Below are 15069 nucleotides of genomic sequence, written 5' to 3'. Positions count from 1 at the left end.
GGGTACAAGCGCCTGCCGCAGAATCCTACAAAGACACCAGGAAGCCAAACATGAACAACAAGAACGTCGTGGCCCTCGATCTGCCGATTCCGGAACTCAGTGACCTGCCGGAAGACACCCGCAAGTACTTTGAGATCTGCCAGGAAAAACTCGGCCTGATCCCCAATGTCCTCACCGCTTACAGCCACAACCTCAAACAGCTGGAAGGCTTCACCCGCTTGTACAACGAGCTGATGCTCGGCGACGGCGAGCTGAGCAAGCTGGAACGAGAAATGGTGGCCGTGGTGGTCTCCTCGGAGAACAAGTGCTTCTATTGCCTGGTGGCCCACGGCGCCGCCGTGCGCGTTCTCAGTGGCGACCCCGCCCTGGGCGAACACCTGGTGATGAACTACCGCAGTGCGCGCCTGGAACCGAGGCAGCGGGCCATGCTCGACTTCGCCTCGAAACTGACCCGCACCCCGGCACAGGTCACCGAGGCGGACACCCAGGCCCTGCGGGACGCCGGATTCAGCGACCGGGCCATCTGGGACCTGAGCAACCTGGTCGGCTTCTACAACATGTCCAACCGCGTCGCGATCGCCAGCGACATGCAACCCAACCCCGAATATCACAGCCAGAGCCGCTAGCAAGCCTAACCGCTTGCTCGCCCTCGACTACAACAACAATGGGAGGCAGAGATATGCGCAAGACTCTACCCAGCTACACCAGCGGTACCGCCGAGGTTCCCCTGCTCGGCATGACCATCGGCGAGATGCTCGACCGCACCGCCGAGCAGTTCCCGGACAACGAGGCCTTGGTCTGCCTGCATCAGGGCATCCGGTGGACCTACCGGGAATTCGTCGAAAAGGTCAACGAGGCCGCCCGGGCCTTCATGGCCATCGGCGTCAAGCGGGGCGACCGAGTCGGCATCTGGTCGCCGAACCGTTACGAGTGGACCGTGACCCAGTTCGCCACCGCCAAGGTGGGCGCCATTCTGGTCAACATCAACCCGGCCTACGGCGTGCATGAACTCCAGTACGCCATGAACCTGGCCGGCATCAGCGTGCTGGTGACCGCCGACCGCTTCAAGACCTCCAACTACCGGGCGATGCTTTACGAGCTGGCGCCGGAACTCAAGCGCAGCGCGCCCGGCAAGCTCAAGGCGGAAGCCGTGCCGGAACTGCGGGCGGTGATCAACGTGCACGAAGACCGCCACGACGGCATGTGGACCTGGCAGGAGTTCCTCTCCCACGCCGGCGCGGTCAGCCAGGCGCAGCTGGAACAGCGCCAGGACGAACTCCAGTTCGACGACCCCATCAACATCCAGTTCACCTCCGGTACCACCGGCAATCCCAAGGGGGCCACCCTCACCCACCACAACATCCTCAATAACGGCTACTTCGTGGGTGAAAGCCAGCGCCTGAGCGAGAAGGACCGCATGGTCATCCCGGTGCCCCTGTATCACTGCTTCGGCATGGTCATGGGTAACCTCGGCTGCATCACCCACGGGGCCACCATGATCTACCCGAGCGAGGGCTTTGAACCGAAAAAGGTGCTGGAGGCCGTGCACCAGGAGAAGGCCACCGCCCTGTACGGCGTCCCGACCATGTTCATCGCCGAACTGGCCGAACCGGAGTTCGAGTCCTACGACCTGTCCAGCTTGCGCACCGGCATCATGGCCGGCTCCATCTGCCCGGCGGAAGTCATGAAAAAGGTCAACAGCAAGATGCACATGAAGGAAGTGCAGATTGCCTACGGCATGACCGAAACCAGCCCGGTTTCCACCCAAACCAGCTCCAACGACCCGTTCGAGAAGCAGGTCACCACCGTCGGCCGGACCCAGCCGCACCTGGAAACCAAGATCATCGACCCGGCCACCGGCAACGTGGTGCCCCGAGGCGAGATCGGCGAACTCTGCACCCGGGGCTACAGCGTGATGCTCAAGTACTGGAACAACGAGGAGAAAACCCGCGAAGCCATCGACGAGGCCGGCTGGATGCACACCGGTGACCTCGCCACCATGGACGAGGACGGCTACATCCAGATCGTCGGGCGCATCAAGGACATGGTGATCCGCGGTGGCGAGAACATCTATCCGAAGGAAATCGAGGAGTTCCTGTACACCCACCCGGCCATCGAGGAAGTGCAGGTCACCGGCATTCCGGATGAGAAATACGGTGAGGAGCTGATTGCCTGGGTGAAACTGCGCCCGGACGCCGAGCCGGTTACCGGCGAGGACCTGCAGGCCTTCTGCAAGGGCAAAATCGCCCACTTCAAGATCCCGAGGAACTACAAGTTCGTGGATTCCTTCCCGATGACCGTCACCGGCAAGATCCAGAAGTTCAAGATGCGGGAAATCTCCATCGAGGAAATGGGGCTGAAGAAGTAACGCCCCTCAACCCTGCCAGTAAAAGCAAGAACCCCGGCCGCTGACCGGGGTTCTTGCTGTGTGGGAAAGCAAAAAACGGTTGACGGCAACCGGCTCACCGTGATGTTATCGACGTTAACATTGTTATCATCGTTAACTTCGCACCACCGGTTCAAGCTCAAAGGAGAGCCCATGGCCAGACCAGCCTACCACCACGGCGACTTGGCACAACAGGCGCAGCAACTGGCGATGACCACCCTGCGCGAGCACGGCGACACCGCCATCAGTCTGCGTGCCCTGGCCAAGCGGCTCGGCGTCAGCGCTCCGGCCCTGTACCGCCACTTCTCCGACCGGGACAGCCTGCTGGCGGAGCTGGCCGTCACCGGTTTCGAGGCATTGCGGGCGCGGCTGCGGGCGGTGGACCCGTCCGAGCCCCGCCGGGCCCTCATCGACATTGGTCGGGTGTACGTATCCTTCGCCCGGGACGAACCCAACCTGTACCGGCTGATGTTCGGCGGCCGGGTGCTACCCAAGGGAGTACACCCGCGCCTCGATGAGGCCGGCCGCGGCGCCTTCCAGGTTCTGGAGGACACCGTGGCCCGGGGCCAGAGCGCGGGCTACCTGAAGCCCCTGCCCCTGGCCCTGATGACCGCCGCCGCCTGGTCACTGGTACACGGCCTGGCCCAGCTCAGCATCGACGGCCACCTGCCGGACACCCGGGCGGAACCGTTACTGACCGAAGGCGTACTGACCCTTCTACTGGACGGCGCCCGATCCGATCACCAACAACACCCCCAACAGGACCTCACCTCATGAGCAGCCCCAAACCCAGTACCCTCCGAGTTGGCCGCCGCTACCGGGCCAACCGCCTGGACGGCCCCTACGACGCGATTGTCATCGGCTCCGGCATTGGTGGTCTCACCACCGCCGCCTGCCTGAGCAAACTGGGCAAAAAAGTGGTGGTGTTCGAGCAGCACTACACCGCCGGCGGTTTCACCCACAGCTACGACCGCAACGGGTACGAGTGGGACGTGGGCGTGCACTACATCGGAGACATGGGCTCGGACCGGACCCTGGGCAGGCGCCTGCTCGACCACATCACCGACGGCCAACTGAAATGGGCGCCGCTGAACGACCACTACGACCGAATCTTCCTGGGCGACCGGCACGTGGATCTGGTCGCCGGGCCCGAGGCTTTCAAAGCCGAACTCGCACGGGCTTTCCCCGGGGAGGAACGGGCCATCGACACCTACCTCGACTATCTGCGCCAGGTCGCCAAGGCCATGCCTGGGCTGGTACTGGGCAAGGTGCTGCCGGATCTCGTCGCCGGGCCGCTGCGCAAGCGGGTGAACCGCAGAGCGCCGGCGTTCCTCAACAAACCGACCCGGGAAGTGCTGGAGAGCCTGACCGGTCATCAGGAACTGATTGCGGTACTGACCGGCCAATGGGGCGACAACGGCCTGCCGCCGGCGGAATCCAGCTTCATCATCCACGCGCTGATCGCCCGCCACTACCTGTATGGCGGCTACTACCCCATCGGCGGCGCCTCGGAAATCGCCAAGACCATCATCCCGGTCATCCAGCGCGGCGGAGGCGAGGTGTTCACCTACGCCGATGTCGCCGAAATCCTGATCGAACGGGGCAAGGCGGTGGGCGTACGCATGGCCGACGGCACCGAGGTGCGGGCGCCCCGGGTGATCAGCAATGCCGGCGTGTTCAACACCTTTGACACCCTGCTGCCGGCCTCCGCGCCGCACCGGGACGACTACCGGCAGAAGCTGCGCACCGTGGAACGTTCCATGGCCAGCAACTGCCTGTACATCGGCCTACAGGACACCGCGGAAAACCTCGGGCTGCCCAAAACCAACTACTGGATCTACCCCGGCCCGGACTACGAGCGCCACCTCCGCGACTTCATGGCGGCGCCGGAGCAGACCGACCTCCCGCTGGTCTACATTTCCTTCCCGTCCGCCAAGGACCCGTCCTTCACGGCACGCTATCCCGGCCGGGCCACCATCGAGATCGTCGCGCCCGGCCCCTACGCGTGGTACGCCGACTGGGCCGACAAACCTTGGGGCAAGCGCGGCGAAGATTACGAAGCCAAAAAAGAAGAATACGCCCAGCGCCTGCTCGCCAAGCTGTACGAGAAATTTCCCCAACTGAAAGGCAAAGTGGATTACTACGAGCTGTCCACACCGCTGTCGACAGACTATTTCTGCCGTTACCGCAAGGGCGAGATCTACGGTCTGGACCACACCCCGGAGCGTTTCGAACAGGACTGGCTGAAGCCGAAAACCCGCATTCCCGGCCTGTACCTGACCGGACAGGACGTGATGACTTGCGGCGTGGTGGGCGCGATGATCGGCGGTCTTCTGACCACCCTCGCGGTCAGCGGGCTCAGGGGGCTGCCCCTGGCCAAACGCATGTTCGTGGGGTAACGAGCGTGCATCTGCCCTTCTGGCTGACCACCGCCCTGCTGGCACCCATCGTGGTATACCAGGGCAAACGCACCCGCCAGCGCACCCTGCGCCTGCCCGAGGCCAGCGGCCCGACACAGGGTCAGCATGGGCCCGGCACCCCGGTATTCCAATTGCTGGTGCTGGGGGAATCCACCGCCGCCGGGGTGGGCGTGGCGCGTCATGAACAGGGCCTGGCCAGCGAACTGGCCCGCCAGCTGCACCGCGTGACCGGCCAGACCATTGCCTGGCACACCCACGGGATCAACGGCGCCACTCTGGCCCGCCTGAGCCAACGGCTGGAGCAGGTCGACCTGCCGCCGGCGGACGCGGTGCTACTGAGCATGGGGGTAAACGACACCACCGGGCTGACGCCAAGGCACCGTTTCCGACAGCAGCTACTGGCGTTGCGACAACGGCTGGTGGCCCGGCAGCCGGCGCTGGCCAACACGCCACTGCACCTGCTCAGCGTGCCGCCGATGCATCGCTTCACCGCCCTGCCTTCGCCCCTGCGCCAGCTGCTGGGGTGGCGGGCGCGACAGCTCGATGCCCAGTACCGGCACTTGGCGCAGCAGCAGCCACGTGACTTTGCCTACCTCGGCTACCCCGCGATGACCGGGCCGGAGCTACTGGCGCGGGACGGGTATCACCCCAGCGAAGCCGGTTATCAAGCCATCGCCGGAGCCCTGGTCGACCAGGGCTGGGGCGCGGCGACAATCCGCGCCCGCGCTACGACAGCCGCAGCAAGGTAACCAAGCTGTCCCGCAACGCCTCAGCGGCCGGGCGCCCGGCAATGCCCTCGGCAAGACGCAGGCGGCGGGAGCCATCGACCACTTCCAGGGCAAAGTACTCAATGGTGCGGTTGCCCCGGTTCAGACTGCCCCCGGACGCAAGCACCAGCTGATCGGCCCGGGCCAGCTCGCCCCGTCGCTGCCACAACGCCCGCCCCGCCCAGTACCGGATGACCGTGACCCGGGTGCCCTCGATACGAACCCTCAGGCCCCGCCCGGCCATGAACAGGCCGCCCAGGGTCATCGGGAACCCGAACAGCCCGAACACCCCCGCCATCAGGTACAGCGTCGCGCCTTCATCCGGTGCCTTGAACCAAAGCCCCACGCCGACACCGGCGAAGATCAGCCCGACCAGCAGCAACATCGCTGTCATCACCCGGTGGCGGCCGGCCCGGCTGATCAGTTCCACGCCCCCGGCCGTGGTGCGCACGTCAATCTGCTCAGCGGCGGCCTGCACCGAACGGATACGTGCCTGCTGCTCCTGGCGGCGCACATGACTGTCGCTCAGCCGAACCGAGGAACGCAGCGTGCCCTGTACCACCGGCAACTCGTAGGTCCGCTCCAGCGGCACCGGCGTTTGGGGCCCGGTCAGCATCAGGCGCCAGACCACCTGTTCCCGCCCCTCATCGTCGGTGGCCGGCAGGTCGCCAGGGGGTGAAAACCGGAACCAGACCTCGGTCGACCGCGCCTCATGTCGCAGTTCCGGCACCTGATCCTGCTGCCACAGCAACGACTCGTGCCGGCGGGTGTTCTTGCCACCGCTGATGCGGACCCTCAGGCACTGAAGCGTGAGAGACCCGTCGCCACCCGCCAGCCGACGGGCCAGGGTGATGCGTCCCCCCACATCGCCTCCGGCCTGGCCCGGCGCCGGGTCAAGCACCAGCGGCGCCGGGCCGTAAAAAGTCCAGTTACGCCAGCTTCGCCACCCCAGCCAGGCGAGCCAGCCGCCCACCAGGGGGAACAGCAGTACCGCCAGAATCGGCCAGTTGTCCTGCCTCAACTCTGAGGGAATCGCCAGGACACCCGGCAGACTCAGCCCCAGGAACATCAGCGCCATGAACCCGAACAGCCAGTGGCCGTGGCGCTCCGAGGACAAGATCGGCTCACCCCGGGCCATCGCCTCGGTCGCTGTCCTGATCCGGCCAAGCCGCAGGATGAACAGACCCGCCGCCGAAAACAGGCCACCAAACAGCGTCATGAACCCCAGCTTCGCCCAGCGCAGCTCCCGCACCAGAACGCTCTCCGAGGGATTGTCCGGATTCACCCATACCCGAGCCTGGCCCTGCGCGCGGGCTCGTTCCAGGCGCCGGACCAGGTCCCGGTGGTAATCGGTGATGTTGTCGCTGCCCCAGTCATAGCCGACCCGGTGCCCCCGGTAGTCGCGCCCGCCGTAGCTGTAGCGGTAGTCGGCCTCGACCGAATAGGTCGTGCCATCGTCGCCCTGGTGGCTGCGCAGCGCCACCCGCTCCAGCACCGCGGGCACCGGCTGCCAGCCGGCCGTGACCAGGTGCTGGTACAGCGTGTGCACCGGGCCAACCAGAATCACGGCCAGCCCCGGAATGAGAAACAGGAGGCCGAACCAGCGGGCTCCGCGCCAGGATCGTTGCTGGGAATGGGGACCGCTTTTCACGGGATGTTCCTTTGCCCTCATGGCCTGGGAAAGTGACGGGAAACATAGACGGTGGACGGAGGTTAATATACCTTGCCCAAGGCGTGAAGGCGGCGTTGCGCTTCACACTCCCCGTTCGATCCGATTCAGGCCCCGTCATGATGTTCCACAACCACCACGACCGCTCCACCCACCGCGCCCGGGGCAAGTCTCTGGGCATTCCCGAACTCATCGCCATCGCCCTGGGCGGCATGGTGGGCGGCGGCATCTTTACCGTACTGGGGATCTCCGTCTCCCTGGTGGGGGCCTACACGCCCCTGGTGATCGTGATCGGCGGGCTCATCGCCGCCCTCGCCGCCTACGCCTACATCCAGCTCGGGGTGTACTACAAGGACGAGGGTGCCACCTACGCCTTCTTCAAACGCACCTTCCCCGGCTCGCCGTTTGCCGCCTCCCTCATCGGCTGGTGGATCATCTTCGGCTACATCAGCACCCTGGCCCTGTACGCCTACACCTTCGCCTCTTACGCCATCAGCGGCTTTGCCTTTGCCGACAGCGTGTGGACCCGCAAACTGGTGGCCGGCGGCATCATCCTCGTGTTCACGATCATCAACGTGCTCTCGGTGCGGGGCATGGGCAAACTGGAAGACCTCATGGTGTACACCAAGCTGGTCATCCTCGCCATCATCTCGTTCGTGCTGATCAACCACAGCCAGACCTCCCTGCCAGCCCTGCTGGCCGACGAAGGACCGGTCAACCCCATGACCCTGCTGATCGTCGCCTCCATCACCTTCGTGGCTTACGAAGGCTTCCAGCTCGTCATCAACGCCGTCAACGAAATGGACACACCGGAGCGCAACATTCCCCGGGCCATCTACGCCGCCATCGCCCTGGCCATCCTCATCTACGTGGTGATCGCCCTGGGCGCCATCCTCGCCATCCCGTTCGACGAAATCGTACAAAACAAGGAATACGCCCTGGCCTCCGGCGCCAACAACGTGCTCGGCCACTGGGGCACCGACCTGGTCATCCTCGGTGCCCTGCTCGCCACCAGCAGCGCCATCAGCGGCACCGTGTTCGGCGCCTCCCGGCAAATGGCCGTGGTCGCCCACGACGGCTACTTCCCCGCGTTCCTGGCCCAACGTCACAACCGCATCCCGGTGCCCGCCATCGTCACCATGGCCGCCCTCGCCTTCCTCCTGATCCTGGCCGGCAACCTCCAGGTGATCCTCGAATTCGGCAGCGTCACCTTCCTGCTGGTCTCCCTCCTCATGGCCGTCGCCAACTTCCGAATCCGCCACCGCACCCGCTCCTCCCTGACCCTCACCCTACTCTCCATCGCCGGCCTGCTGACCGGCACCGTACTCATCCTCTACTACGAATACACCCGCCAACCGGAACAACTGGTGTTCATCCTCACCCTCTACGCCCTCCTGAGCATCGGCGCCTGGAGCTACGCGCGGCGGCAACGGCGCCTGGCGAAAGACGCTCCCCAAAAAACAGGCCCCTGAGTGGCCGGGTGAGCCTGTGGCGCCATGGGGCCTGGTTGTCTTGTCTAGACAGCAACAAAGGAGGGTGTCAGTGGGAACAGTGACATCAAGTGTTTCTCAGCTGCCTACGCGGCAGCGAAGGGCACCGATGATGGCGGATGTTGCGCTACTCATTTCTCAGCTGCCTACGCGGCAGCGAAGATATCCGGCGCTGTTGCCAGCGTTTGCCCGTGATTTCTCAGCTGCCTACGCGGCAGCGAAGCGTGGGTTACCCAATCGCTCAACGATCGCATATTTCTCAGCTGCCTACGCGGCAGCGAAGGCTGGTAACCGGGCTTGAAGCATGGGAAGCCTTTTCTCAGCTGCCTACGCGGCAGCGAAGGGCCAGGCAGGCGCACATTCCCGGGCCCTACATTTCTCAGCTGCCTACGCGGCAGCGAAGTGCGATTACCTGGAGGACACGCTCGACAACCTTTTCTCAGCTGCCTACGCGGCAGCGAAGGATCATCGGCGCGGTGGCCGGCGGTGCCATTGTTTCTCAGCTGCCTACGCGGCAGCGAAGCGTCCCTGTCCTTTCGAGGCCGCCTGGCGTTTTTTCTCAGCTGCCTACGCGGCAGCGAAGTTTATCAGCACCTTTCAGCGCTTTGGCGCTATTTTCTCAGCTGCCTACGCGGCAGCGAAGGACTGGGTGCGAGTGGATCAGGGCGCGGTAGATTTCTCAGCTGCCTACGCGGCAGCGAAGCGCTGCGCCGCACCGGTGGCCACTTGCTCAAATTTCTCAGCTGCCTACGCGGCAGCGAAGTCTTGCGGCCGCGCCAACGCAACGATGAGCATTTTCTCAGCTGCCTACGCGGCAGCGAAGATCAGGCAGAACTCGGCATCGAAGCGCGCGACTTTCTCAGCTGCCTACGCGGCAGCGAAGGCAAGTGACGCGGTGTGGTGCGGCAAGGTCCATTTCTCAGCTGCCTACGCGGCAGCGAAGTCCTCATTTTCGGCTGCGAATAAATCCAGTTCTTTCTCAGCTGCCTACGCGGCAGCGAAGGTGCGCGTGGAACTGATCCCGGGCTTCGTCCATTTCTCAGCTGCCTACGCGGCAGCGAAGCCCGATCGGCGGCGGCCGACCGTTTGAACTTGTTTCTCAGCTGCCTACGCGGCAGCGAAGACCAGGGCGTGGTGCTCAGCTCCGGCGGTGATTTTCTCAGCTGCCTACGCGGCAGCGAAGTATGCGCTGACTGGTCAAGGCAAGGTCGCCCATTTCTCAGCTGCCTACGCGGCAGCGAAGCGGGCGGTTCGTGCCGGTGAGTATCACGGTGATTTCTCAGCTGCCTACGCGGCAGCGAAGATGTTAAAGCCGCCATTCATTTGGGCCATATATTTCTCAGCTGCCTACGCGGCAGCGAAGTCGTATCCAGGTACTTGCTCGGGCCTTCCTCAGTTTCTCAGCTGCCTACGCGGCAGCGAAGCGTTGCCGGGATTACCGACACCGGCGACATGATTTCTCAGCTGCCTACGCGGCAGCGAAGCGCCCGTATGCGCTGCTGGTGCCCCTGGGCATTTTCTCAGCTGCCTACGCGGCAGCGAAGGATGCCCAATCCGCCCTGATGCGTGACTGGGTTTTCTCAGCTGCCTACGCGGCAGCGAAGATTGCGGCCTCATCCGGCGCTTATGAACTGCTTTTCTCAGCTGCCTACGCGGCAGCGAAGCTTTCTGACTCGGTTTGTCGGTTTTTGGATAGTTTCTCAGCTGCCTACGCGGCAGCGAAGGTGATCGCCCAAACCGCCGCCGGCGCCATCAATTTCTCAGCTGCCTACGCGGCAGCGAAGACAGTTCGTTGATACCGGAAATCAGCATTACATTTCTCAGCTGCCTACGCGGCAGCGAAGGATACGAACGAAGCGAATCGGGACATTATGCGTTTCTCAGCTGCCTACGCGGCAGCGAAGGGTTGACGTTTCGCCAGCGCCTCATCCGAGAATTTCTCAGCTGCCTACGCGGCAGCGAAGTCCTGGGAGAGCGCGAACTGGTGATCGTCCTGTTTCTCAGCTGCCTACGCGGCAGCGAAGTTCCTGCGCTACACGACACCAGATGACGAAAATTTCTCAGCTGCCTACGCGGCAGCGAAGCCGGACACCCGCTACGAGCTGGACGTGTCTTTTTTCTCAGCTGCCTACGCGGCAGCGAAGTTGGCCCTGGGTGACCGCGCCTATGATGACGTTTTCTCAGCTGCCTACGCGGCAGCGAAGAAATCAAAGAGCAGCAGCAGCACGGTTAACAATTTCTCAGCTGCCTACGCGGCAGCGAAGGCGTTCTGGACGCTGCCACCGAAGGCGTGGCATTTCTCAGCTGCCTACGCGGCAGCGAAGTAGAACAAAAAAACCATAACGTCCTGATTGTTAAAGAACAACCCAATAAAATCGGGCCTGCCCCCTATTTCTCAGGGGGCTCAGGGTGGCAGGTAAGCCTTTGATTTATTAGGTGCTTTTTTGCAGCCAAAAAAAGGGTCAGAACCAGGGGACCGTGGCCTGTCGGCTGAGCCCGTAGGTGTTGAACTGGCCAGCCTTCGGTTGGTCTCTCAACTCGCCTTGTTCAATGAACAGAACAAAGTGCTGATCCGTGCTTTGGCTTCGCATATGCACGAACGGCAGGTTCGGCGTTTGCTCGGCGCTGTCGGGGATGGCGCGGACGGCCTGTTCGTGGGTTTCGCCTTTGCGCTTCATGCGACGCCGGCGCAGCCGTTCGCTGCTGGTTTTGAACTGGCGCCGGGCAACCGTTCGGTAGTGCACGGCGTCCGGCACCGGCAGGATCTCTGAATACCGGACGTGATCGGCCATTCCTCTGAGCCAGTCCTGAGCCATCAGCCGCGATAGGGCCGTTTCGGTTCCATGCAGTCGCAGGCGGTTGCCCAGAGCCCGTGGTGACAGACTGTAGTCCGGAAAGCTGACGCCGATGTCATCGGATTCCAGCGTCACCAGTGCCCGGTGCAATTTCCCGTAGAGTGCACCAAACAGAAAGCTGAGCGGAAACTCCGGATCCGGCAGCAGTCGGATTTCCAGGTAGTAATCCATGTCACCCAGCCTCCCCGAACACACCGCCACGGATCAGCGTGGCCATTACGAAGTGCTGATCGCCTTCGGTGGGCTCCTTGTCCTTGAGCACCCAGTTGTCCAGCAGGCTATAGAAGTCCGCCTTGTCTTTCGGCTGGCGGTACGCCTTGCCCTGCGTGGTGACGGAGCCGTAGGGCTCGACCGCAATCGGGCCGAGCGGCATGTCGCCGTCCACCGGGTACCAGGTGTCGATGGTGCGCAATGCGTTGCCGACCTTCTGCGAATGCAGCCCCGCAATTCCGCTGATTTGATACAGGGTGCGACTCTTGTCTCCCTTGCCCTTGTCCAGGATCAGCTCCTGGGAAGGGAAAACCTCTTGCCCGGCTCCCACGCGCGCGAACGCGGTCACCTCCAGCAATACGTGCTGCTCGCCCGCCAGTCCCGATTCGATCTGCGCGGCCAGGGCCTTGAGTCCTTCGTCGTTGTCGCCGGACGGGTCAAAACCGCGCAGGGAATAACTCAACGCATCGAAGCGCCAGCTGTGCTCGCGCGCTCCCTGTTTAAGGCGGGATACCTGCACCTCGACGGACTCGGCACCGACGCGGTTACGCCACAGAAAGCGTCCGTTGGCCAGGTTGGCAGCATACCTTTGCGCCAACACACCAAACCCGTGCCGCTCGACATATCCCGACACCACCGCATTCAACTTTTGCTGATAGTCGGCATTGTTGCAGGCAGACGGGGTGCCGGCACCCGCCAGCACCCGCAGCGTGAAGCGCACCATCAGGGTGTCACAGTCGCTGGGCAGGGTGGCCACGTCGACCGTTTGCAGGTTGGGGTTTTCGATCGCGGCATCCAGTTTGGCGGGGTCCTGGTCCTTGGTTTTCAGGCGGTTGGAAATGGTTCCGCGCACGGATTTTTCACGGACCTCCACCGGCTGCCAGCGATCCGCATCCTCACGATTCGACCAGTCTCCTGCAAACATCAGGGCATCGGATACATCCAATTTCCGCTCAAATGCCAGTACGGAGGCGGTCTTCAGGGTTTCTTGCTTGGCCATGTCAAAGCTCCTTTTCTTCGTCACGCTGGGCAGTCAGGTGATAGTCATTGTTCAAGCGGTAGATGCCGGTATCCGGATCGTTGTCCACATACCAGAGGAAATCATTGAAAGCGTTAAAGCGGTGCGGGCTGACCCACTGACCGAGGGAGTAGATTCCTTCAACGAACCGGAACGGCGTCGTTGGGTCGCGAGCCGCTTCTACTTCGCCGGCCCCATACAGTTCCGACAGTGCCGTAAAACCGATGGGAATGGGCACCAGCCAGCCCGGGTAGTCACGCCGGATGAGCCATTCGATACCCTCGTCCGTTGCACGGCATTCGTGGTTCAAACGTGACAGATCCAGCCAGGCATCCAGCAGATCAGCGTCGGGGTCGGTTTTCCGCATCGTCCCGAGGTGCTGTTGCAGGAGGTCGTCCCGCAATACCAGGGCGAATCCCGGCAGCAGCTGTTGCCGGAGCCGGCGCAGCTGGCGCATCCGAACCTCCGGTGACGAGTCGACCGCTAACAGGCTGGGACGGTGCTGCCGCTTGCCCGGCAAGGGCGGCTGGATCGTCCCGCCCGCCACGCGCAGGGTCGTGAGCAGCTCCGCCACCCGTTCGGCAAACTCCGCTTTATCCTGATCGCTACTCAAGCGCATATCCTGCAAGTCGACCTCGAGGATCAGACTGATCTCCAGGTGGATACGCCCCTCCTCCACGATCGCAGCCGTCTTGCCGGTTTTGTCCACCGGGTTGCGGGTCAGGTGGAAAGCACGGGTGTAGCCACCGGTCGTCACCTGCGCCTCATGCTGATGGCAGACAACGCCGATACCGGGGAAGGCCACCTCCAGGCCATGGGCCACGCACTTGCGTTCCAGTGCGTGCATCAGCCCCACAAAGGCGGTCATGGCCGGGAAGCCCCAGGTCAGCACGCCGGAAATCGCATTGGCATTTTGGACTCGAAGCCGCGGCAGGATCAGCAGGGTACTGGGTTCAGTCATCGATCACCTCCCGCAGTGCATTCAGTTTTCGGTCGATACGGCGGCGCCATTCGCGCTGTTCGTGGTCTCCCACGGGCAGCTCCCGCAGCGCCCGGTTAACCTGATTGGCAAACCGATTTTGCACCTCATCAACCCAGTCGCCCGCGCTTCGGCGCGCCGAAAAGGCCTCGTCCTGCTCGGCTCGTCCCGGGTCCAGCCACAGTTGCTCCGCTTCAACCAGCCGGCACTCCGGCTCAGCGCTCCAGCCCGGCTCCAGTTGATGGAGATGGGCGCTGAACAGGATCAGCTCCTCGATCAGGGCATCGACCAAGGCGTCGACCCGCAAACGGGTGTGCCTGTTGGCCGGCGGGTTGCCGCGCAAAAAGGCCTGCAATGTCTCCATCAACCCGCGCGGTTGACGCTGGCGCATGAAGCGGGGAAACACAGAATCCACATGCAAGGGAGGCCGGTTGTCGCGGGAATGCCAGGTCGGCGGCAAGGACGCCAACAGGTAGTTATTGCCGCCACGCTCGCTGTTGAGTTGGGAGATATTTTGCGGTTTGGTCCCCCCCAGTTTCTGGGTTGCCAGATGGAGGTAGTCCACGTACCCCGTTTCAGCAGGCTTTTTCTCACGGTGCGCCTGACGAGCCGCCTTGGCCTCATCGCTGAAACGGTCGTGCTGAATGCGCTGATAGATACGATGGACCAGTGCGGAGGGGTACAGCGGCGCCAGCAGGTGGAAATCATCATCCTGCGTCGGGTCCTCCCCGACCAGCCAGTAGACCTGTTTGGCTCGGGTACTGCTGCGATGACTGCCTTTGGCCTGGGTAATGGCGGCGAAGGATTGTACCCACTCCCGTGCCTGATCCGGATCATCGCTCAGCGCCGCCAGCAGTACAGGATCCTTCTCGAGGGCACGGGCCAGCAGCGTCTTGCCTTCATATTCGAGCTTCAGGAACTTGTAGACGTCCAGGGCCGCCGCGTTCCCGACCACATCGGTGGCGTAGTCCTCCCCCAGCAAGTGGCTGCCAATCACAGGAATATCCGGCAGGTTTTCGGGGGGCACAAACAGATTGGTGCCTTTGGCATCGGGGTGGATCGCTTTCAGCGTGTGCGTCACCACCTGCAGTTGCCCGACGCGTCGGGCGGCGTCCTCAATCCAGTTGTCGAATTGGTACTGCGCCTGAAGCTCCGCGTATTTCGGGTCATCGGGCTCCAGTTTTTCCACTTTGGCGGCCAGGCGGTCGCCAATAAACGTCTGCATCAACTGACGCAGCGCTCGCCCTTCTTCCTGAACTAGGCTTTTCATTACGA

The 15069-nt window shown here is 63.2% G+C and carries 11 protein-coding genes and 1 CRISPR repeat array; of the genes, 6 read left to right on the top strand and 5 right to left on the bottom strand.

Annotated features, from left to right (window positions below; genetic code table 11):
- The first annotated feature begins 50 nt into the window (after positions 1 to 50).
- From BTO32_RS08420 to BTO32_RS08400, 5 genes are all read left to right on the top strand, one after another.
- The gene (locus BTO32_RS08420; protein WP_076724196.1) at positions 51 to 626 is read left to right on the top strand and encodes a peroxidase-related enzyme; all 576 of its coding nucleotides are present in this window, start codon (positions 51 to 53) and stop codon (positions 624 to 626) included.
- A 53-nt stretch (positions 627 to 679) separates the two neighbouring features.
- Complete coding sequence (locus BTO32_RS08415; RefSeq protein WP_076724195.1) at positions 680 to 2368, top strand: AMP-binding protein; 1689 nt, start codon at positions 680 to 682, stop codon at positions 2366 to 2368.
- 171 nt (positions 2369 to 2539) lie between these two features.
- The gene (locus BTO32_RS08410; RefSeq protein WP_076724194.1) at positions 2540 to 3163 is read left to right on the top strand and encodes a TetR/AcrR family transcriptional regulator; all 624 of its coding nucleotides are present in this window, start codon (positions 2540 to 2542) and stop codon (positions 3161 to 3163) included.
- On the top strand, positions 3160 to 4785 hold the full coding sequence (locus tag BTO32_RS08405; RefSeq protein ID WP_076724193.1) for a phytoene desaturase family protein: 1626 nt from the start codon (positions 3160 to 3162) through the stop codon (positions 4783 to 4785). Before BTO32_RS08410 ends, BTO32_RS08405 begins: the two co-directional genes overlap by 4 nt.
- A gap of 5 nt (positions 4786 to 4790) precedes the next feature.
- Positions 4791 to 5555 (top strand): SGNH/GDSL hydrolase family protein, encoded by a 765-nt coding sequence (locus BTO32_RS08400; RefSeq protein ID WP_076724192.1) that lies wholly within the window; start codon positions 4791 to 4793, stop codon positions 5553 to 5555.
- Here BTO32_RS08400 and BTO32_RS08395 read toward each other — a convergent pair.
- On the bottom strand, positions 5533 to 7224 hold the full coding sequence (locus BTO32_RS08395; protein ID WP_175618651.1) for a DUF3592 domain-containing protein: 1692 nt from the start codon (positions 7222 to 7224) through the stop codon (positions 5533 to 5535). The two genes, BTO32_RS08400 and BTO32_RS08395, sit on opposite strands and share 23 nt — an antisense overlap.
- Before the next feature lie 137 nt (positions 7225 to 7361).
- Here BTO32_RS08395 and BTO32_RS08390 point away from each other — a divergent pair, with 137 nt between their 5' ends.
- Positions 7362 to 8714 carry an APC family permease gene (locus BTO32_RS08390; protein ID WP_076724191.1) on the top strand — a complete coding sequence of 451 codons (1353 nt, stop codon included), beginning with the start codon at positions 7362 to 7364 and terminating at the stop codon, positions 8712 to 8714.
- 92 nt (positions 8715 to 8806) lie between these two features.
- A CRISPR array of direct repeats spans positions 8807 to 11056; the repeat unit is 28 nt; unit sequence TTTCTCAGCTGCCTACGCGGCAGCGAAG.
- A 138-nt stretch (positions 11057 to 11194) separates the two neighbouring features.
- Here BTO32_RS08390 and cas6f read toward each other — a convergent pair.
- The 4 genes from cas6f to csy1 are packed head-to-tail and all read right to left on the bottom strand — an operon-like array spanning position 11195 to position 15064.
- Positions 11195 to 11758: a type I-F CRISPR-associated endoribonuclease Cas6/Csy4 gene (gene cas6f, locus BTO32_RS08385; protein ID WP_076724190.1), complete on the bottom strand. Its 564-nt coding sequence runs from the start codon at positions 11756 to 11758 to the stop codon at positions 11195 to 11197.
- A gap of 1 nt (position 11759) precedes the next feature.
- Complete coding sequence (csy3, locus tag BTO32_RS08380; RefSeq protein WP_076724189.1) at positions 11760 to 12797, bottom strand: type I-F CRISPR-associated protein Csy3; 1038 nt, start codon at positions 12795 to 12797, stop codon at positions 11760 to 11762.
- Between the two features lies 1 nt (position 12798).
- Positions 12799 to 13776, bottom strand: a complete 978-nt coding sequence (csy2, locus tag BTO32_RS08375; RefSeq protein ID WP_076724188.1) for a type I-F CRISPR-associated protein Csy2 — start codon at positions 13774 to 13776, stop codon at positions 12799 to 12801.
- Entirely contained in the window at positions 13769 to 15064 is a 1296-nt protein-coding gene (csy1, locus tag BTO32_RS08370; protein WP_076724187.1) for a type I-F CRISPR-associated protein Csy1, read from the bottom strand. Before csy1 ends, csy2 begins: the two co-directional genes overlap by 8 nt.
- Positions 15065 to 15069: the final 5 nt, after the last annotated feature.

Source organism: Marinobacter lutaoensis, assembly GCF_001981305.1.
GTDB lineage: Bacteria > Pseudomonadota > Gammaproteobacteria > Pseudomonadales > Oleiphilaceae > Marinobacter > Marinobacter lutaoensis.
The sequence above is the reverse complement of the archived record's forward strand: the minus strand, read 5'-3'. Positions and strand labels throughout refer to the sequence as shown.